Source organism: Gordonia sp. NPDC003950 (assembly GCF_053605205.1).
Window position 1 is genome coordinate 25763 of sequence record NZ_JBSGIT010000028.1, and the last position, 20124, is coordinate 45886.

Here is a 20124-nt window from a genome sequence, read left to right on the forward strand (position 1 = left end):
GAAAGTCATGGATGTCCTCGCCGCGCACGCGGATCTCGCCTGGATGCTCGCCGCATTCGCATTTCTAGTCCTGATGATCCCCGGACTCGGGCTCTACTACGGCGGCATGCTGGGCGGACGCAACGTCCTCAACATGATGTCGATGGTGTTCGCGACCCTCGGCATCACCTGCGTCATCTACGTCCTCTACGGTTACGGCCTGGTGTCCGGGCCGTCGGTGAAGGGATGGGGAATCATCGGCAACCCCGCCGACTACATCGGTCTGGGCAATCACCTCACCGACGACGGCTCTGGCGGCATCCAGGTGCTCTACATCGCGGCCTGGTTCATCATGTTCGCCGCGATCACCGTGGCCATCGTCGCCAGTGGTGCCGCCGGCCGAATGAAGTTCAGTGCCTGGCTGGTGTTCGTCCCGATCTGGCTGACCCTGGTGTACTTCCCGGTGGCGCACTGGGTGTTCGCCGCCGACTCCGACGCGGGCGCCGGTGGCTTCCTGCTGAACAAGATCCACATCCACGATTTCGCGGGCGGCACCGCGGTGCATATGAACTCCGGAGTGGCGGCGCTCGCTCTGGCCATGGTCCTGGGAGCGCGACGTCGTCGCGCCGAACGCCCCCACAATGTTCCGTTGGTCCTGCTCGGCGGTGGTCTGCTCTGGTTCGGCTGGTTCGGGTTCAACGGCAGCTGCGCGGGTGGTGCGAACTTTCTGACCCAGTACGTCGTCCTCAACACCCTGCTCGCGGGCGGCGCCGGAATGCTCGGCTTCTGGGCCATCGAGAAGTGGCGGGAAGGTCACGTGACCGGTCTGGGTTCCATCACCGGTGCCATTGCCGGGCTCGTCGGTATCACCCCGTCGGCCAACACGATGACACCGATCGGAGCCCTCCTCGTCGGTCTCATCGCCGCCGGTGTGGTCGCGTTCTTCCTCAGTTTCAAGCCGAAGTTCAAGGTCGATGACAGCCTGGACGCCTTCGTCGTGCACGGCATCGGCGGCATCGTCGGCACCGTGTGCATCGTGTTGTTCGCCGCGGGCAGCGCCCCGGCCGGCATCACCGGCATCCTGTTCGGCGGCGACGCGGACATCGTCTGGCGTGAGCTCGCCGGCATCGTCATCACCTGCAGCTTCTCCTTCGTGATGACCTGGCTGATTGCCAAGGCTCTCGACAAGACGATCGGTCTGCGCGTCGACCCGGAGACCGAGACGCAGGGCCTGGACTCGACCATCCACGCCGAATCCGCCTACGAGATCCCCGCGGCCGGCGTCGGACACGGTGGACTGTCGGGCATGTCAACCGTCCAGGCGTCACGATCGGTCGAGAAGAAGCTCGCCGAATCGGTCGACGACGACCTCGCCGACTCCCGCGCCTGATAATCACGGACAGCGCTCCTCGCATCCCGCCGGTCGGGGTGCGGGGAGCGCTGTCCTTCCCGCTGGTCGAGGCCATCCTTTCCACTGGTCTGAGGTGCGAGGAGCGCTGGTGACGAGTCTCGAGACCTCTTGTGCCGAGAGCATTCCGGGCTCCGACGGCTGCGTAACCGACCGAGGTGTTGCACCAGTCGGGCGGTGGCGTCGCGAACCTCTCGTCCATCTTGCGTGCCGGCTGCGGATCATTGGTTCCGATGTAGCCGGCGAATGCACGTGGTGCGAGCACCGCGCACTTGGCGACGCCGTCCTCGACGCCGGGCAGCTGAATACTGGGGTCAGCTGTCGCACTGCCTATTCCGGCGCCCGTGGCCGGCGCGCTCCGGCAGACAACGATTTCTCATGCTCGCCCCTTCGTGTCCATCCCCTACGCGTTGGGGCATTCGCGCAGTGCTCGGCGTCCCTTGTCCGCCCCGATACCCGCCTCTCACAACCGCGAAACACGATCGCAACAAACCGGAGGTCTACTACAAGTAGACAAAAGTTCATCCGAGTAGACATTCTGGTAACACCCCACCCGACCGGAGCATCGCAATGACTGATACCAACCACGATCTCGCCGCCCTCTGCCAGGCCAGCGGAACCAAGTTCATCCTCGCGATGTTCGTCGACCTGCGCGGCAAGGCCTGCGCCAAGCTGGTGCCGGTCGAGGCCATCGACGAACTGGCCACCGACGGAGTGGGATTCGCGGGCTACGCGGTCGGCGCCATCGGTCAGGAGCCGCGCGATCCGGACCTGGTCGCCGTTCCGGATCCGAGCTCATTCCTGCCGATCCCGTTCATCAAGGAAGGCCTCGCGCTCGTCCACTGCGACCCGCACGTCGAGGGCAAGCCGTGGCCGTTCGCGCCGCGCAACATCCTCAAGGCCCTGATCGCGCAGGCCGACGACGCCGGCTTCGAGCCGTGGGTCGGCGCCGAGGTCGAGTACTTCCTGCTCAAGCGTGCCGCCGACGGCTCGCTGGTCACCGCCGACGACGCCGACGACTCCGATCAGCCCTGCTACGACGTGCGCGGCCTCACCCGGATGTACGAACATCTCACCGCGGTGTCCACCGCGATGAACCAACTCGGCTGGGGCAACTACGCCAACGACCACGAGGACGGCAACGGACAGTTCGAGCAGAACTTCGCCTACTCCGACGCCCTGACCACCGCCGACCGCGTCATCACGCTGCGCTACCTGCTGTCGGTCATCGCCGCCGAAAGCGGGATGGTCGCCACGTTCATGCCCAAGCCGTTCGCCGAACGCACCGGTTCCGGCTTGCACCTGCATCTGTCGCTGACCGCCAACGGCCGGCCGGTCTTCCCGACGGAGTTCGACGACGAGCGCGGCCTCGGAATCTCCGATACCGCCTACGGCTTCGTCGCCGGAGTCCTCGAGCACGCCTCCGCGCTGCAATCGGTGATGGCCCCGACGGTCAACTCCTACAAGCGAACCGGCGCGACCGCCACCCGATCGGGAGCATCGTGGGCACCTCGCGTCCCGACCTACGGCGGCAATGACCGTACCCACTACATCCGCATCCCCGACGACCAGCGGGTCGAGTTGCGCGGCGGCGACGGTTCGGCCAATCCGTACCTCGCGATCGCCTCGGCCCTCGGCGCCGGACTCGACGGGATCAAGCGGAGCCTCGACCCGGGCGCGCTGGGCTCCGGACCCGATCACATGAGTCCGCTTCCCCTGACCCTCCTGCACGCGGTCGAGGCACTCGAAGCCGATCCCGTCGTGACCGCGTCGCTCGACGCCGCCATGCCCGAGGAGTGGCCTGCCGACAAGCTCAGCGTCTCAACCTACTTCAGCAAGCTCAAGCGCGAGGAGTTCTTCGCCTGGCATTCGGCGGTCTCCCCCTGGGAGATCGATCAATACCTCACCGCGTTCTGACCTCGCCTCCCCACCACCGTCATCACCCACCAGAAAGGACCACACCATGTGCGGAATCGTCGGGTTGCATCTGCGCAACCCGGATCTGTATCCCCGACTCGGCGAGCTGCTCGCCACCATGCTCGGCGAAATGCAGGACCGCGGAGCCGATTCGGCCGGTATCGCCGTCTACGGCAACAACGACTGGGCACCGGCCGGCCACGGCTGCGTCAGCCTGCTCGATCTCGATGTCGACGCCGCCGATGCCGCTGCGGCACTGAGCGAGTCGCTGGGCAGCCCGGTCTCGGCCCGCCACGTCGACAACACCCTGGTGATCAGCGCCGAACTGCAGTCCGAAGAGCTCTTGGCCGCCGCCCGCGCCGCCTACCCGGAAGCCCTCGTCGCCGGCTTCGGTTCCGACCTCACCGTGCTGAAAGGCGTTGGCGCACCCCGAGATCTGACCACGCGCTGGGATCTCGCCTCGGCCCGGGGTTGGCAGGGTGTCGGACACACCCGCATGGCCACCGAGTCGGCCGTCACCCCCGCCGGCGCCCACCCCTACGCCGTCGGACCCGAACAGTGCCTGGTGCACAACGGATCGTTCTCCAACCACGCGACCATCCGTCGCGAACTCCGCGCCGCCGGAGTCGAATTCGACAGCGAGAACGACACCGAGGTCGGCGCCCGATTCGTCGCACACCAGCTCGCGCAGGGCAAGGACGTCGAGACCGCCCTCAAAGAGGTGTGCGCCACCTTCGACGGCTTCTACACCCTGGTCGTCTCCAACCGCGACTCGTTCGCGGTGGTGCGCGACGCCATCGCCTGCAAGCCCGCCGTCATCGCCGAGACCGACGACTGGGTAGCCATGGCCAGTGAATACCGCGCCCTGGCAGACCTGCCGGGCGTCGAGAACGCTCGAATCTGGGAACCGGAACCGGAGGTCGTGTACGCATGGACACGCTGAACACCGACACGCAGGTCTTCGACCTGGCCACCACCGCGCTGCGTGAGGTCAATTCGACTCTGCACAAAGAGATCTCGGGAGAGTTCGAGATCAACAACCCGGCCGGCGCACACAGCGTGGCAGCCGGTGTCAACGCCCCCGTCAAAATCACCGTCAACGGCCATGTCGGCTACTACGCGGCCGGCATGAACCAGCAGGCCGAGATCGTCATCAACGGTAACGCCGGCACCGGTGTCGCCGAGAACATGATGAGCGGCACGGTCGTCGTCAAGGGCAACGCCTCGCAGTCGGCCGGTGCCACCGCGCACGGCGGACTGCTCGTCATCGAGGGCGACGCGGCCGCACGCTGCGGCATCTCGATGAAGGGCGTCGACATCGTCGTCGGCGGAAACGTCGGCCACAACAGTGCATTCATGGCGCAGGCCGGCCGGATGGTCGTGCGCGGCAACGCCGGTGCCGGACTGGGAGATTCGATCTACGAGACCCGGATGTACGTGCGCGGCACCGTCGAAGGCCTGGGCGCGGACTGCATCGCCAAGCCGATGGAGGCCGAGCATCTCGAGGAGCTCGCCGGTCTGCTCAAGGCCGCCGGCTTCAAGGATGACGACCCGAAGACGTACACCCGCTACGGCTCGGCACGCAAGCTGTACCACTTCCACAGCGACCACTCGTCGGCGTACTGAGCCCGGCGTTCCGAGCCCGACGTTCCGAGCCCGACGTTCCGAGCCCGACGTACCGCGACCGGCCTACGGAACCGCACGACGCCACGGCGCCCCCACCACCGCCTCATCCACCTCCACCAGGAGCCCGCCATGACCGAACTCACCAACGAGCAACGCGGACTGCGTGAGTCCGCGACGTTCGACCGCACCACCATCGCCGCCATCCAGCGTGCCGCCGACACCGGCATCTACGACATCCGCGGCTGGGGCGCCAAGCGCAAACTTCCCCACTTCGACGACCTGCTGTTTCTCGGCGCGTCGATGTCGCGCTACCCGCTCGAGGGCTACCGCGAGCGCTGCGACACCGATGTCGTCCTCGGATCGCGTAACGCCAAGTACCCCTTGCATCTCGACACCCCGGTCACCATCGCGGGTATGAGCTTCGGTGCACTGTCCGCCGGTGCCAAGGAGGCACTGGGCCGCGGTGCCTCCGAGGTGGGTACCTCCACCACCACCGGTGACGGCGGGATGACCCCTGAAGAACGCGGGCAGTCGAAGAACCTCGTCTACCAGTACCTCCCATCGCGCTACGGGATGAACCCCGACGATCTCCGCAAGGCCGACGCGATCGAGGTCGTGCTGGGTCAGGGCGCCAAGCCGGGTGGCGGCGGAATGCTGCTGGGGCAGAAGATCTCCGAGCGTGTGGCCGCCATGCGGACGCTGCCCCAGGGCATCGATCAGCGCAGCGCCTCGCGCCACCCGGACTGGACCGGCCCCGATGACCTCGCCATCAAGATCAACGAGCTGCGCGAGATCACCGACTGGGAGAAGCCCATCTACATCAAGGTGGGCGCCACCCGCACCTACTACGACGTGAAACTCGCGGTGCACGCCGGCGCCGACGTCGTGGTGGTCGACGGCATGCAGGGCGGCACCGCCGCCACCCAGGACGTGTTCATCGAGCACGTCGGCATCCCGACGCTGGCCGCCATTCCGCAAGCGGTGCAGGCACTTCAGGAGCTCGGGGTGCATCGCAAGGGGGCGAGTGGAGCGGCGGGGGACGGTGGAGTGCAGCTCATCGTCTCCGGCGGCATCCGTAACGGTGCCGACGTCGCCAAGGCGATGGCACTCGGCGCCGACGCCGTCGCGATCGGCACCGCCGCCCTGATCGCACTCGGCGACAACGATCCTCGCTGGTCGGCGGAGTACGAGGCGCTCGGTTCGGCCGCCGGCTTCTACGACGACTTCCAGGATGGCAAGGATCCGGCGGGCATCTCCACGCAGGACCCGGAGCTGTCGGCACGCTTCGATCCGATCGAGGGTGGTCGTCGCCTGGCCAACTTCCTGCGCGTCATGACCATGGAGGCCCAGACCATCGCCCGCGCCTGTGGCAAGGCACACCTGCAGCACCTCGAGCCCGAGGACCTCGTCGCCATCACCATGGAGGCCGCCGCTATGGCGCGCGTTCCCCTCGCCGGAACCTCCTGGATTCCCGGAGCGGGAGCAGGACTGTGAGTCAGAGCGCATCCGTCGTCATCATCGGTGGCGGCCTGGAAGGGGCCGCCACCGCATGGGCCCTGGCGCAGCGAGGCATCTCCGATGTCGTTGTGTGCGAACGTGATACTGTCGGCGGCGGCATGACCGGCAAGTCGTCGGGCATCGTCCGCTGCCACTACGGGGTCAGCTCGCTGGCCGCGATGGCCGCCGTCGGCCTCGAGGTGTTCGAGAAGGCCGAGGAGATCTTCGGCACCGACATCGGGTTCCGGCAGACCGGCTACGTCGTCGGCGTGGGCGAACCCAACGTCGAGAACCTCCGTAAGAGCATGGCCGCGCAACGTGAGGTCGGGGTGCAGACCGAGGAGATCGGTCGCGACGAGGTGGCCACGATGTGGCCGGCCGCCGATCTCGAACCGTTCGCGGCGTTCGGCTGGGAGGAACGGGGCGGATACGGCGACGCCTATCAGACCGCGCAGGCCTTCGCCGCGTCCGCGCGCGCCGGCGGTGTCCGAATTCGTCAGGGCACCAGCGTGTCCGGGCTGCTCGTCGACGGTGATCGGGTCACCGGGGTGACCCTGGCCGACGGCGACACCATTTCCGCCGACACCGTCGTCGTCGCGACCGGTGTGTGGACCCGCCCATTCCTGCAGGCCTACGGCATCGACGTGCCGATCGAGGTGCACCGCGAGCAGATCGTGATGATCCACCCCGGCGTCGAGATCGGCGACGTCCCGGTGTTCTCCGACCTCGTGTCGCTGCAGTACGTCCGCCCCGACGTACGTGGTGAGATCCTGTTCGGAAACAGCGATCTGCAGGAGTTGGAGATCGCCGACCCGGACGGCTACCTCAACCGCGCCGACGAGACCTTCCTCGATCTGACCGTCGATAAGGTGGGCACCCGCTTCCCGGACTTCACCGAGGCGGCCATCACCTCCAGCTACGCCGGTTGCTACGACGTCACGCCGGACTGGAACCCGATCATCTCCCGCGGTCCGCTCGACGGACTCGTGATCGCCGCCGGGTTCAGCGGCCACGGGTTCAAGATCTCGCCGGCCGTGGGTCGTCTCGTCGCCGACCTCGTCGTCGACGGCCGCAGCAGCGACCCGCGGATTCCCGAAGCCGATTTCCGGTTCACGCGGTTCGCGGAGAACGACCTGCTCAAGACCTGTTTCCCGTATGTCGGGGCGGGCGAGATGAGGTGAGTGCGTGTGCGCACTGAGCCGCGGTGAGCGCGGCGACGGTGTGGTCGCCGAGCTCCCGCGGTTCCTTGTGGCCGACTCGTCAGGGTCACTGTCAGTGGACGACGTTTCCCGATATGCTGTCGGGATGGATCAGAGCGACGACGCGATCACCGTCGATCCGGAGACCACCGACGCCGACTCGGGGTCATCGGCAGCTGCGCTGATCCGCAACCAGTCGGGAACCGCGCGTGATCGCACTCCGGATCAGTCCGTCGAGGAACTCGAACTCGAGACCGCGATCGCCACGAACGTCCGCCGGTTGCGTCAGCAGCTGGGGCTCACGGTGGGGGAGATGGCCATTCGCGTCGGCATCTCCAAGGCGATGTTGTCGAAGATCGAGAACGCGCAGACCTCCTGCAGCCTGGCCACACTGGCCCGACTGGCGACGGCCTTCGACATCTCGGTGACCTCACTGTTCCGTGGCGCCGATGTCGAACGCTCGGCCGTATTCGTGAAGTCGGGGGAGGGTTCGCGAATCGTGCGCGCCGGGTCACGCGAAGGCCACGACTACGAACTGCTGGGGTCACTCCGCGGCGAGCACAAACGCCTGGAATGCCTGATGGTCACCCTCAACGAGGACTCCGTCACCCAGCCGCTCTTCCAGCATCCGGGCACCGAATTCCTGTACATGATCGAAGGCGTCATGGAGTACGCCCACAGTCGGTCGGTGTATCGCCTGTCGCCGGGTGATTCGATGCAACTCGACGGCGAGGCCCCGCACGGTCCGGTCGCGCTCATCGAACTCCCGGTGCGCTTCCTGTCGGTCATCGCGTTCCCCGACTCCGCGGTCTGACGCTTCCCACCGCCTGCCTCGACCCGCGGCCCGGCCGGCGGCAACGGGCAATCCGTCCTTCACTCGGCAGGACGGGGAAGTCCGTCAGCCCGCAGAGTCATCCGTTGTCTCCGATAATCCGTTGTGTCCGCCCGCCCGGACATGTCACAGTGAGTCGCCCCGAAAACCTCGCTCCCGCAAGGAGGACTGACCCACTGGAGACTCCGATGATCCCGGACGGCCCGATGTCCGACGCCGACGTGCCCGCGGCCGCCCCCGCCGCCCGCGGCGCGACGCTGGCGGATCTGCTTGCCGCAGAGGACTACTGGGTACGCAAGACCGTGACGTTCCTCGGCCGGCTCCTGTCGGAGACGAGCGATACTCGGGCGCAGGGATTCTCGGAGTTCCTCGCCGAGCATCTGGGTCATCGTCGGCACGAACTGGTGGCGCATATGCTTCCGCTGGCGTCGGCCACCGTGGTGGCCGCCGGCCTGGTGCTCGCCGACCTGATCGAGGAGGGCCGGCCTCGGATCGGTCCGGACGAGGACGACGGTCCACCGAGCTGGGCTCATCATCGGGTCGGGCCGTCGGAGTACTCGGCGCCGGCCGACGCCACCTTGATCTTCCTCGGCGACAACCCCTTCGGTGACACCCCACTCGCGATCGCCTGCTCGGTCAACACGGACCGTCCGAGCTCGAGCCTCACCGTGCTCGTCGCCCCGGGGCACGACGATGTGGCACGCGCGGCGATGTCGGAGATCCGGCGTCGCATCGCTGAGCGCAACCCGCTGCGCGGCCGGGTGCTGTCGGTCGGACAACAGTATGGTGCCCTGACATTCAGTGTTCTGGAATCCATCTCGGTCGGCCGGGAGCAGGTGTCGGTTCCCGAATCGGTGTGGCGAGAAATCGATCTGGCCGTCGACGCGGTGACCGAACGCAGCGACGCGCTGCGCGCCGCCGGCCTCTCCTCCAGCTATGGCGTGCTGATCGCCGGGCGGCCGGGGGTCGGCAAGACCGCGGTCTCACGCGTGGTGGCAACCGAACTCGCCGGTGACTTCACGATCCTGATCCCGACGGCCTCGGCCGCATCACACGTGCTCGCCGAGATCTACGAACAGGCAGCGACTTTCGGTCCGTCGGTGATCATTCTGGACGACATCGACCTGTACGTGCGCCGCCGCGGTGACGGCGACGACGTCGGGCTCGGTGCATTGCTCGCCGCCCTCGACGGTGCGGCCAAGTCCGATCGTGTCCTCACCTTGGCCACGACCAACGATCCTCGCGCCCTGGACGGCGCGGCCACCCGAGCGGCACGCTTCGACAGCATCATCGAACTCGATGCGCCGTCGGATGCGGCTGCCGCCACCATCGTGCGTGGGCTCCTCGACAAGGTGCCGGGTTCCGACGTCGACGTCGAGCGGGTGATCGCGGCATTTCCGGACGGACGCAACGGAGCCGACATCGTCGAGACGGTCCGACGCGCCATCCTGCTCGCCGGAGCGCCCGTCACGACGGGCTCGCTGCTGTCGGTGATCGATCGGCAGGAGTACGCCTCGTCTCTGCCGATGGGCACGTATCTGTGAGCGGGTCCGGCACGGAAATCGATCGCAGCGCGAGGGAAATCGTGCCGGTGGCAACCACGTTGGCCGGCAGTTCGGCGTGCACCGTGCGGCGGTGACCGTTGAGGTCGACGACGGTCACGTCCATCATCCGCGCGCCCGCCAGCGTATTGCCCGGAAACGCCAGGTCCGCGACGGCGGTGGGCAGCGGCACGGCCGCGTCGACATGAAGGATCGCCCGGCCGCCGGTGATCTGGGCGGAGCGCACCCGGGTCACCAGCACCGGGAACCACTGTGTTGGCGCACATAGTGATTGGCACACCGGCTGACCGTCGTCGTCAAGGTAGAACGCGAGCTTGCGGCGGCATGACTCCTCGCGCAGGTCGAGTTCGCCGACGCGAATGTCGGCTCCCGTCGAGGTCATCGGGAGCGGCCAGGTCAGGGGATCGAACGAGCGGGTCACCAGAACCCCTTTCAGCGAGGGCAGTAGATCGAACAGACTCACCGTTCCGGTAATCCCCTCGCCGTAAGCCCTCGACGCGACAAGAGTTCGTCAAAACTCATCGGTCGGTGACCCCCCTCACATGCGCAATCCCGACAGCAGTCTGACAGCGCACGGCCATCGTGCGGGCAGACCGGCCGGTCATCGTGGAGCACGTCAGAGAGAAACGCACACAGCCGATCTCACCCCGAGTACCGAGAAGGAGCTCCCCATGGCCGCACCGCGCCGCACCACCAATCAAGCCCACGCCACGCGTCGTCGCCGCGTTCGTCGCTACGACCCGCGCAGTCGTCAATGGCTGTGGATGTGGGTGTGATCCGACGCCGGACCCCGCCGATGTGATGACCCCGAAGTGATGACCCCGATGTGATGACCCCACCCGATCTCGGGTGGGGTCATCGTCGTCGAAACGCTCAGAGGCGCAACCTCACCCGGCCGAGGCCGCCACGATCATCAGAATGAATATGATCAGCAACAGGAACATGCTCACCGCAAAGATCGCGATGGTCGCGCCCATGCCGTTGTACTTCTGCGGTGCGGGGCCCAGCGATCCGCCGCTGAACACCCACACCGGCGCGCGGTATTCGAGTTCCACCGGCTGACCGGGATGGACCATGACCGGCAGATCCGCCGGCCCGATGCGCGGCGGCAGCAGGTAGGGCACATGCACGTGCAGGTGATGCTGGCCGGGTGGTAGCGGGATCTCGTTGCGGCCCCACGAGGTCACCGGCAACTCGTGCCCGTCGATGGCGATCTTCGGCTTGAAGAATGCCAGCATCCACGACAGCGGGAAGTACTTGGTGGTCAGCGCGATTCCTTGCTGCTGACCCGCGACTCCCTGGGGTCCGGGATGGGCCGGCGGGGCGGCGTGACCGGCCGCCGGATAAGACTGCTGCGCGGGCTGTTGCGCGGGAGCGCCGTAACCGGCCGGCGCCGCGCCATATGCGGGGGATGCCGGTGGCTGTCCGTACTCCTGCCCGGGCTGCCTGTACTGGGGTTGCCCGTGCTGGGGCTGTCCGTGCTGTGGTTGACCGTACTGAGGCTGTCCGTACTGGGGCGGCGGCCCGTACTGCGGTTGTCCCTGCTGGGGTTGACCGTACTGGGGTTGACCGTACTGGGGCTGGCCATACGGGGACTGGCCCTGCGGTGGTTGCGGACTGTTCACGGTTGTTCCCCGCTCCTGTGTGATACCTCGAGCGCGGACCCGGCACCCGGCCCGCAGTGGACCCAATGTAGCGCGCAGCGCGTCGAACTCAACCCGGACGCTGGAACTGCCGGAATTGTCGTGTCACCAGGGTCATTCGGAAGACCCACCACGGAAGACCCACCACGGAAGACCCACCACGGAAGGCCGCGAGTGCGTCGGGTCAGGGCGACGCCTGCGCCGCGCGGAAGGCGGCAACCACCTCGGCGGAGATCCGGCCCCGATCGGACACGGCGATCCCCGCCGCCCGTGCCCACGACCGCACGACGGCCGGAGCGGGCGGGCGATCCGCGCCGGAGGCGTCAACCAGGGACGCAGCCGCCGTCTCACTCAGCGCCGTCTCACTCAGCGCCGTCTCACTCAGCGCCGTCTCACTCAGCGCCGTCTCCGACGACTCCGCGGTCCGGTGCAGACGCCACTCGCTCAGGCACGCACCGAACCAGCGGTACAACCACTCCTGCGCCAACGCGCGCGTCTCACAGAAGACGATGGGTACGGATGGAAACCGGGCCTGCGCCTCGCCGACCGCATCGGCCACCGCGGACGCCGACACGTGTTCGAGTTTGAACAGGGCCGAGTACCCGGAGTCGACGATCACCGCCCCGCGGGGTTGTGCAGAGAGGTCGGCGAGCACGTAGGTGAGCTTGCCCGACAACAGGCTTGACGCGAGATCGTCGATGCTCTTGCGTTCGGCGGTGGCCACCAGCGCGTCGTCGTCGAACACGGCGTAGTCACCCACCGGCAGGCTGCGGCGAACCACCTGGGCCTGCTGCGCGGAGAATTTGTAGGCATAGCGTTCCCGGGTGTCGACGACGATGTCGAGCGCCAGGCCGTGCGCCCGAGCGGTCGGCGTGGTGACGTTCGGCCGCGCCTGCTTCGCAGTGCGGCGGGACTGCCAGAACACCATCTCGCGTCCCCGCGCGCGGGTGAGGACGAACTGGGAGCGGTTCTCGCGACCACGATCGAGGACGAGGTCGATCGCTGCACCACGCCGCGTGATGGACCGGATGGCGACCCGTTCGATGATCTCGGCGTCGTCGGGCCACCCGACCACGCGGTGGCAATACACCTTGGACGTGCGCGGCCAGGTCTCGCGTGTCTTCAGCACGATTCCGTCGTCACCGAGCGGCAGCCGCACGAGGTAGGGCAGCGTGGTGCCTTCCTCCGGGTTGTGCGCGATCAGCAGTTCGTCGGACATCGCCTCCAGCATGCCTCACACAACACCCGCCGACCTGCCTCGACGCGACGCCGGGCACACCGGATACCTCACCGGCAACTCCTTAGGCTAACCTAAGCACTCGTTGGACCCAGTGCCAGTGCGTCGAGTGATCTCCTCGACCTCGCGCCGACGATGACGAAGGGGGGACCTGCCACGTGCTTCGCAAATGGGTGGTGGTCTTGAGTGTGTTGCTGATCGGGTTGATCCCATTCGTGGGTACGCCCACCGCGTCGGCCGCCCCGCAGCCGACCATCACCGCCAAGCCCGGTGCCGGCACGGTGATCAGCTCCACCGACATCACCGACCAGCCCGATGCGCGCATGACCGGCGCCACGAAGGTCATCGCCGTCACCTACCTCTCCGAGAACGCCCAGGGCGACCTCGTCCCGGTGAAGGCCACGGTGTCGATCCCCGAGACCAACCCGCACGGCCGGTACCGCATCTTCGCGTGGGCCCACGGCACCGCCGGACTCGGCGACGAGTGCACCGTGACCGACCGGATGGGTGTGCGCATCAACGGCAAGGAACGCTGGCACGACTGGATGGGACCGTGGTTGAGTGACGGCTACGTCATCGTCGCCTCCGAGTACGCAGGTGTCGGCGGACCCGGTGTGCACGCCTACTCCGACGGACAGATGCAGGGCAAGAACGTCATCGACTCCGTCCGCGCCGCGCGCACCGTGGTCGAGCGGTACGGCGACGGAAACACCGCCGGCACCGGATACCTCACGTCGGGTGGCTCGCAGGGCGGGCAGAGCGCCATCTTCGCCGGCCATCTCGCCCCGACCTACGCACCGGAACTGCGCAATGTGGGTGTCAGTGCCCAGTCGGTGCCCGTCGACATCGCCGAGATGCTGGCGGTTGTCGCGCCCGGCGTGCCCCCGGTCGCCATCCCCGACTACGTCACCTACGTCTCCTATGTGCTGGCCGGCCTCAAGGTGTCGCGTCCCGACATCGACGTCGACTCCTACCTGACGCCGCTGGGCAAGCGACTCGTCGACCAGGCCGCCACCGCCTGCTACCCCGAGTTCAGCCCGGCGACAAGCCAATACAACGTCGGTCAGATGGTGTCCCGGCCGCTGTCGGAAAGACCGCTGCTCGACGCGGTCCGTGCCAACTCCAACGTTCCCGACTCGGGGTATGAGGCCCCGATGCTGATCCAGCAGGGGTTGCTCGACCCGATTGCACCGGCCGCGTTCACCTCGGCGTGGGTGGATCGTGCGCGGGCCAACGGTGCCCGCATCGACTACCGGACATACCCGGGGGCCACGCACGGTCTCGGTGCCTACGCGGAAACCGAGGCACACAAGTGGGCCGACACGCTGGCCTGGCCGACGAACTGACTTGCTGAACGAACTGACGCCGCGGGTGGGAGACCCGCGGCGTCAGCCCGGACGACGTGCCGTCAGCCGTCAGTGCGCCGTCGGATGCTGGTCGGTGCCACGTTCGGCGACGTGATCACCGGTCAAGGCGATCACCCGCAGTGCCGCACGAAGTTGGCGTGCGGTCGCCGCCCACGCCTCCCATTCGGCGCGGCATTCACCTTCGCGGGAGTCGGCGCCGGCGATCGCGGCATTGTCGGCGGCGTGAGTCCAGATCATGTATTGCTCCTCGGCGATGCCGAGGTGGTCGAGGATGGCGGTGGCGTCGTGGTCGCAGATCGCGGCCACCTGTTCCGGTTCGAGCGGGCATTGTTCGCTGTCGAGTTCGATGAGCCTGATGAGCGCTTCGGGGAGGTCGGCGTCGAGCAGGCTCCCGTCGGTGTCGGCGGACCCGGACCCACCCGTCAAAGACCCGGTGTCGGCGGGGATCGTGTCGTCGCCGGCCAACGCCGCCTGGACCTGGGCACGGCCGAAGTCCATGAAGTTCAGCCACTGAGCTATCCCGGCCGCCAGGTTCTGGCGGGAGAAGGCGGAGACCTCGACGGTGAGCACCGCGACCATGCATCGGTCATGCATGATCAGCTTGATCCCCGTGAACGGCAGGGTGCTGGTCGCGATGAACTCGTAGGCCCGCCCGAGGTCGGCGGCGGAGTCGACGACCGTGCCGAAGAACTCGACCGTGGGGCGATCGGTGAGGATGCGCAGCCACGAGGAGGTCTCGCCCGTCGGCATCGGGATGTCACCGTCGGGGTCGACGACCACCGGACGGCCCGACATCGATTCCAGTGCCGCGTGCACCATGGCGCGCAGGTCGCTGTGGTTGTGGGCGATGGTGACCACCTCGCGGGCCCATTCGCGGGGAGCGGCGTGCGGGTCGTCGAGGAAGGTGGGATGTAGGACATCCCAGACCTCGCGGAATGTGGCGATCACTCGGGCGGCGAGGTCGTCGGCATCGTCGCGGGTGGCGGTGGATCGGAAGTGGTGGTCGCCGGTCCGAGTCCAGCCGAGCACCCCGAGACCCCAGATCTGCTCGGTCCGTGTCTCCGGATGCGAGTGCAGGTCCCCGGAGTTGATGGTCGCGCAGATCCGGTCGTCGTCGGTGACGGTGAACTCGACGACGCCGTGGGCGCCCTCGGGGATGGAGTGGTTCTGTTCGGCGAGCACCGAAGCACCCGGCGCGAGGTGGGCCAGGCGGTCGGCGAGCTCGACGCGGTACTCGCTCCAGGCCGCTCCGATGGTGCCGTCGAAATCGCCCATGTCGTTTCCCTTCGGACCTGTTGCTAAAGCGAGGCTACGGTCTGACCGGGAACCCTGGAGGGTTGCGACGCAGGATCCCACTGTTTGTATGACCCTTACGTCGGGGACATCGCGGCGAGCGTCAACCGTCGAAGACTCGACGACCCGGCCGGATGGCACCTCACCCGGCCGGGTCGATGTCGCTGCGCAGGTGTCCGGTGATCTCGTCGATCTTGGCGCCGGTGGTGGGGGCGAACGACGAATCGTCGAATCGTGGCCGGCCGTCGACCTCGAGCTGATAGCGGGTGAGCTGATCACGCACCGGGTCCTTCATTTCCGCCAGGACGAGTTTCATGTCCTGGGATCGGAGGAAGTCGTCGAGTTCCACCAACTCGTCGACGGCGGTCGAGTCGATCTCGGTGATCGGTTCGGCGGCGATGATGACGGTGCGCACGCTGCGTCCGTCGGCGAGCGCGGCGACGACCCGGGACCGGACGTAGTCGTCGAACATTCCGCCGTTGGCGAAGAACAGCGGGGCGTCGAAGCGGATGATGACGACGCCGTCGATGGGTTCGGCGTCCGGATGCCGGGTGAGGTCGTGGTAGCCCCGCAGGCCGGGTACGCGGCCGAGTTCGGTGCGATACGGCCGCCACGCCAGGTTGACGAACGCCACCAGCGACAGCACCACGGCGACGATGATGCCCTGGAGCACGCCGACCAGCGCCACGCCGAGGAAGGCGACGACGCTCAGCGCCCCGTCGACCCGGTTGATGCGGAACAACGCCGCGGTGCCGCGGATGTCGACGAGTGAGACGGCCGCGGAGATGACCACCGCCGCCAGTGCCGCTGACGGCAGGTAGGCGGTGACATTCGGGGCCACCAGAATGAAGACGACGATCAGCACCGCGCCGACGAGGGATGCCAATTGTGTTCGCGCGCCTGCCTGTTCGGCGACCGGGGTGCGCGACGACGACGCGGAGACGGCGAAACCACCGAGGAATCCACCGGCGATGTTCGCCGCGCCGACCGCACCCATCTCCTGATTGGGATTGACCGCGGTGCCGGCGCGGGCGGCGAAGGTCCGCGACAGCACGCTCGTGTCGGCGAAGGCGATGAGCGCGATGCCGGCGGCCGGTCCGAGCAGGGACAGGGCGTCGTGCCAACTCACCCCACCCAGGTGCGGCGACGGTAGTCCACGGGGCATCGCACCGGCCACCGGAAGACGGTCCTGCCATCCGAAGGCCGCGACGACGATGATCGCGCCGACGACGGCGACGAGTACTCCGGGAATGGACTTGCGCCAGCGTTTGAGGCCGAAGATCACCGCCAGACAGACGATGCCGATGACCGCGGGCAACCACTCGATCTCGGAATGCGTCACCGCGTACACGATGTCGCGGACCTGCTCGATCGCCGAATCTCCCTCGATGCTGAAGCCGAGGAGTTTGGGGAGTTGGCTCAGCAGCACGATGAGCGCGATGCCGTTGAGGTAGCCGATGCGGATGGGTTTGCTCAGCAGGTCGGTGACGAATCCGAGCCGCAGCAGCGCTGCGACCACCAGCACCAGGCCGACCTCGATTGCCAGCACTCCGGCCAGGGCGATCCGGTCCTCGTCGACGACGGCGAGGGGGATGATGGCCGCGGCGATGATCGGGGCGAGCGAGGAGTCGGGCCCCAACACCAGGATGCGGGAGGGTCCGACGAACGCGTAGACCAGCAGCGGGACGATCGTCGCGTAGAGGCCGGTGACCGGTGGGAGCCCGGCGACCTCGGCGTAGCCCATGCCGGCCGGGATCAGCAGGGCGGTCACCACGATCCCGGCGACGAGGTCACCTCGAAGCCACGACCGTTCGTAATGCAGCAGGGTGTGCAGACCCGGGAAGAGTCGAGCGAGCCCCGACAGTGATGCCATGTCGAGGATTATCGGTCCTCGCCGTGTCGAGTGGACGACGTTTCTCGTCGAGTCTGCGCTGTCCCGCGTCGAGTGTGCGCCGGCCGGTCGATCAGACCGGGCTCAGACCCACCAACCGGCACAGGCGGTGCTCATCGATCACGTGGATGGTCTGGCCACGGCGTTTGCGTTCACGCACCGAGAACAGTTTTCGTCCCTCGAATCCGCCGACTGCGCTGTCGATGTGATGTGCCCGCACCAACACCGACGTGTCGTCGCTGACCGCCGACTGCACGACGCCGCCGGCGTCCTCGATGAGATCGCGGAGTTCGTCCTGGGTGCCGGTCTCGAATCGGCCGGTGACCACCACCCGCTGATCGCGGAGCGACGCGGGGCCACGTGTGCCGCCCATGTCGACGGTGCGCAGTGTTCCGATGGCTTCGAGCGCGGCGGTGCCGTCGACGTAGCGCAGGCCCCGTGCCGCCGTCGCATGCCAGATCCAGCATGTGAGGTCGTCGGGAGCGCGCAGATCACGGATCCTGGACACGTCATCGTTGGTCCAGTCCCGCCCGGTGAGCAGGGTGCAGGCCAGTAGCCCGACCTGATAGATGTCGAGCCAGGTACCCCAATGCCGGTATTGGTCGACGTCGGCCGGCATGTAGGCGGGGGTGTAGGCGTCCAGCGACGATCCGCCGGGGGTCAACGAATGCTTGGCGATCCCGAAATCGCCGAGCGCCAGATGCCCGTCGCGCAGGAATACGTTGGTGGGCTTGATGTCCCGGTGGGTCACCCCCGCCGCATGCATCAGTTTGAGCACCCCGAGCAGATCGCGCAGTTCGCGGCGCACTCGCGCCGGCGGCCAGCCGTTCCACGTGGGATCGTCGACGAGATCGCCGACCGTGCCCTCCCGCATCAGCTCGGACACGATCACGTAGCGGGTCACCCCGCGCGAGCCGGTGCCGAAGGCGAACGAGTCGACGATCTCGACGACCTCGCGGCGTCCGGCGAGCAGGTTTCCCATATGTGCCTCGCCGTGCCAGTCCGCGGCACTGGCACACACTTTCACGCAGACGTGCCGGATCACCCGATCGCTGGTTTGCGCCAGTCGGGCAGCTCGGTACACGACGCCGAAACCACCGCCGTCGAGCGCGCCGTCGATGCGATAGCGGTGACCGGTATCGCCGGTGATGATCTGGCCCACGCGAAGCGGCTGCCGTGCTCCTGCCACCGCTCCACGGTACGACTCGGGGACGGTGAGGCGTGCCGTGCGGTCCGTCGCGTGGCCGCACCTCGGGGCGACCCCGGCCGACCCGACGGGAGTGACAATGACGACGCACGCTTTCCGGGCTCTTCCCAGATGAGGGTGTAGGTCGGCGGCGCGTCGGTCCGCAGGTGGACGTCGAGGTCTCCCGACGATGGAGGTTCCTACGCCATCCATCCGGAAGACCTCGACGTGACCGACGCTACCCCGCCGGCCGGCTTCGGCCGCCCTGACCTGACCGCCTTCGCGTCTCATCCCAATCGACCCTGATCGAGTCTGCTGACCCCCTCGACGAGAACGCAGCGACATCACAGCCACCCAACCCCGACTGTCCGGGAAGCCGGGACACGTCACATGGCCTGTGCTGCGGGCGTGTCGAGTGGGTCGTCCAGGGGCGACGCAGGAGCGTCGACGCGACGTGCTGAGAGGTGGTTCCAGTCGAGCACTAGGACACCGGCTACAGGCATGGCGATAGGTCAGGAACGGCGTCGCTCCCTGCGCAGGAGGGAGCGCAGAGTCTCGGCGTTCGCGTAGCCGACCCGTAGCGCGATCTCGGCGGAGGTGAGGTCCGTGGTTGCTGAGAGGTGCCGAGCTCGTTCGATGCGAAGCCGTTGGACGAAGCCGAGCGGAGTGAGGTTGAGCGCCGCACGGACTCGTCTTTCGAGGGTGCGCCGGCTGGTGCCGAGCGACTGCGCGACGAAGGCGACGTTGAACGGTTCGTCCAGGCGGGTGCGCACGAAGCGTTCGAACTCGACGACGATCGGGTCCTCGTGCCGGAGCTGTTCGTAGGCGACGAAGGCCGCCTGCGACGGACGCTCGTCGATGATGAGGAGCTTGGCGACATGTTGGGCCAGGTCGGGGCTGATCGATCGCACGAGTGAGAGCGCGAGGTCGATGTGGGCGAACGCGGCGCCGGCGGTGACGAGGTTCCCGTCGACCACGACCATGGTGTCGAGATCGAGGGCGACGGTCGGATAGCGCTTCAGGAACTCCGGCCCCAGGAACCAGCTGGTCGTCGCCCGCCGATGATGCATCCGTCCGGTCTCGGCGACAGCGAACACGCCGGTGCACGCCGCGGCGATCCGGGTGGTCGCGTCGTCGAGGCGCCCGAGCGAGGCGATGACCGAACGAGCATCTCGGCTCTGGAGGGCGTCGTTGGTAGCGGCGGCCGTGAGGGTTCCAAGCGCAGGGACGACGACCACGTCGAACTCTGCGGACTCCGACAGCGGGTGGTCCACCGACAGGGTCATCGATGCCGTCGTGGTCACTCTCCGTTTCGGTCCGAGGATGGCGAGTTCGATCGGGTCGATCCGCGGGTCGACATCGCCGCGGGCTCCGTCGGCCACCCGCACGATGTCGATGACCGACGCGACAGCCGAACCGAAGCAGCCGTCGATCGCGATCAGTCCGATACGCATGGCGCAAACAATAGCAATACTGCCGTATACGCC

16 protein-coding genes are annotated in these 20124 nt (G+C 67.4%); 9 read left to right on the plus strand and 7 right to left on the minus strand.

Going from position 1 to position 20124, the window contains the following annotated elements; all coding sequences use genetic code 11:
- The first annotated feature begins 7 nt into the window (after window positions 1-7).
- The 8 genes from ACWETB_RS20690 (at window position 8) to ACWETB_RS20725 (ending at window position 10002) form a co-directional block, all read left to right on the plus strand.
- Window positions 8-1369, plus strand: coding sequence for an ammonium transporter (locus tag ACWETB_RS20690; protein ID WP_452213333.1), 1362 nt, complete (start codon window positions 8-10; stop codon window positions 1367-1369).
- A 588-nt stretch (window positions 1370-1957) separates the two neighbouring features.
- Window positions 1958-3304, plus strand: coding sequence for a type III glutamate--ammonia ligase (glnT, locus tag ACWETB_RS20695; RefSeq protein ID WP_452213335.1), 1347 nt, complete (start codon window positions 1958-1960; stop codon window positions 3302-3304).
- A 46-nt stretch (window positions 3305-3350) separates the two neighbouring features.
- On the plus strand, window positions 3351-4247 hold the full coding sequence (locus ACWETB_RS20700) for a glutamine amidotransferase (protein WP_449743312.1): 897 nt from the start codon (window positions 3351-3353) through the stop codon (window positions 4245-4247).
- Window positions 4235-4930, plus strand: coding sequence for a GltB/FmdC/FwdC-like GXGXG domain-containing protein (locus ACWETB_RS20705; protein WP_449743311.1), 696 nt, complete (start codon window positions 4235-4237; stop codon window positions 4928-4930). Before ACWETB_RS20700 ends, ACWETB_RS20705 begins: the two co-directional genes overlap by 13 nt.
- 129 nt (window positions 4931-5059) lie before the next feature.
- A complete protein-coding gene (locus ACWETB_RS20710) occupies window positions 5060-6424 on the plus strand; it encodes an FMN-binding glutamate synthase family protein (protein ID WP_449743310.1) in 1365 nt (454 codons plus the stop codon).
- Window positions 6421-7608: an NAD(P)/FAD-dependent oxidoreductase gene (locus ACWETB_RS20715; protein ID WP_452213338.1), complete on the plus strand. Its 1188-nt coding sequence runs from the start codon at window positions 6421-6423 to the stop codon at window positions 7606-7608. The genes ACWETB_RS20710 and ACWETB_RS20715 overlap by 4 nt, the downstream gene beginning before the upstream one ends.
- Before the next feature lie 124 nt (window positions 7609-7732).
- Window positions 7733-8440, plus strand: a complete 708-nt coding sequence (locus tag ACWETB_RS20720) for a helix-turn-helix domain-containing protein (RefSeq protein ID WP_449743308.1) — start codon at window positions 7733-7735, stop codon at window positions 8438-8440.
- A gap of 206 nt (window positions 8441-8646) precedes the next feature.
- Window positions 8647-10002 (plus strand): AAA family ATPase, encoded by a 1356-nt coding sequence (locus ACWETB_RS20725; protein ID WP_449743307.1) that lies wholly within the window; start codon window positions 8647-8649, stop codon window positions 10000-10002.
- Here ACWETB_RS20725 and ACWETB_RS20730 read toward each other — a convergent pair.
- The 3 genes from ACWETB_RS20730 to ACWETB_RS20740 form a co-directional block, all read right to left on the minus strand.
- Window positions 9926-10483, minus strand: coding sequence for a hypothetical protein (locus ACWETB_RS20730; protein WP_449743306.1), 558 nt, complete (start codon window positions 10481-10483; stop codon window positions 9926-9928). The genes ACWETB_RS20725 and ACWETB_RS20730 overlap by 77 nt on opposite strands.
- Window positions 10484-10907: 424 nt before the next feature.
- Complete coding sequence (locus tag ACWETB_RS20735; RefSeq protein ID WP_449743305.1) at window positions 10908-11645, minus strand: hypothetical protein; 738 nt, start codon at window positions 11643-11645, stop codon at window positions 10908-10910.
- A 202-nt stretch (window positions 11646-11847) separates the two neighbouring features.
- Window positions 11848-12882: an ERCC4 domain-containing protein gene (locus tag ACWETB_RS20740; protein ID WP_452213341.1), complete on the minus strand. Its 1035-nt coding sequence runs from the start codon at window positions 12880-12882 to the stop codon at window positions 11848-11850.
- Between the two features lie 176 nt (window positions 12883-13058).
- Between ACWETB_RS20740 and ACWETB_RS20745 the strand changes: the two genes are divergently transcribed.
- The gene (locus ACWETB_RS20745) at window positions 13059-14246 is read left to right on the plus strand and encodes a lipase family protein (RefSeq protein ID WP_452213343.1); all 1188 of its coding nucleotides are present in this window, start codon (window positions 13059-13061) and stop codon (window positions 14244-14246) included.
- A 69-nt stretch (window positions 14247-14315) separates the two neighbouring features.
- On the opposite strand, the gene ACWETB_RS20750 is transcribed toward ACWETB_RS20745, so the two are convergent.
- The 4 genes from ACWETB_RS20750 to ACWETB_RS20765 all read right to left on the minus strand — a co-directional run bounded on the left by ACWETB_RS20750 (window position 14316) and on the right by ACWETB_RS20765 (window position 20091).
- On the minus strand, window positions 14316-15542 hold the full coding sequence (locus ACWETB_RS20750; protein WP_452213345.1) for a TY-Chap domain-containing protein: 1227 nt from the start codon (window positions 15540-15542) through the stop codon (window positions 14316-14318).
- 160 nt (window positions 15543-15702) lie between these two features.
- Window positions 15703-17433, minus strand: coding sequence for a SulP family inorganic anion transporter (locus tag ACWETB_RS20755; RefSeq protein WP_348807622.1), 1731 nt, complete (start codon window positions 17431-17433; stop codon window positions 15703-15705).
- A gap of 91 nt (window positions 17434-17524) precedes the next feature.
- Window positions 17525-18640 carry a protein kinase domain-containing protein gene (locus ACWETB_RS20760; RefSeq protein ID WP_449743301.1) on the minus strand — a complete coding sequence of 372 codons (1116 nt, stop codon included), beginning with the start codon at window positions 18638-18640 and terminating at the stop codon, window positions 17525-17527.
- Window positions 18641-19149: 509 nt separating this feature from the next.
- Window positions 19150-20091: a GlxA family transcriptional regulator gene (locus ACWETB_RS20765; RefSeq protein ID WP_452213348.1), complete on the minus strand. Its 942-nt coding sequence runs from the start codon at window positions 20089-20091 to the stop codon at window positions 19150-19152.
- Window positions 20092-20124 lie beyond the last annotated feature (33 nt).

Bases quoted from the DNA above. Each gene is read 5' to 3' on its own strand.
- ACWETB_RS20690 (WP_452213333.1), top strand. From the start codon at position 8: ATGGATGTCCTCGCCGCGCACGCGGATCTCGCCTGGATGCTCGCCGCA.
- glnT (WP_452213335.1), top strand. From the start codon at position 1,958: ATGACTGATACCAACCACGATCTCGCCGCCCTCTGCCAGGCCAGCGGA.
- ACWETB_RS20700 (WP_449743312.1), top strand. From the start codon at position 3,351: ATGTGCGGAATCGTCGGGTTGCATCTGCGCAACCCGGATCTGTATCCC.
- ACWETB_RS20705 (WP_449743311.1), top strand. From the start codon at position 4,235: ATGGACACGCTGAACACCGACACGCAGGTCTTCGACCTGGCCACCACC.
- ACWETB_RS20710 (WP_449743310.1), top strand. From the start codon at position 5,060: ATGACCGAACTCACCAACGAGCAACGCGGACTGCGTGAGTCCGCGACG.
- ACWETB_RS20720 (WP_449743308.1), top strand. From the start codon at position 7,733: ATGGATCAGAGCGACGACGCGATCACCGTCGATCCGGAGACCACCGAC.
- ACWETB_RS20725 (WP_449743307.1), top strand. From the start codon at position 8,647: ATGATCCCGGACGGCCCGATGTCCGACGCCGACGTGCCCGCGGCCGCC.
- ACWETB_RS20740 (WP_452213341.1), bottom strand. From the start codon at position 12,882: ATGTCCGACGAACTGCTGATCGCGCACAACCCGGAGGAAGGCACCACG.
- ACWETB_RS20750 (WP_452213345.1), bottom strand. From the start codon at position 15,542: ATGGGCGATTTCGACGGCACCATCGGAGCGGCCTGGAGCGAGTACCGC.
- ACWETB_RS20755 (WP_348807622.1), bottom strand. From the start codon at position 17,433: ATGGCATCACTGTCGGGGCTCGCTCGACTCTTCCCGGGTCTGCACACC.
- ACWETB_RS20765 (WP_452213348.1), bottom strand. From the start codon at position 20,091: ATGCGTATCGGACTGATCGCGATCGACGGCTGCTTCGGTTCGGCTGTC.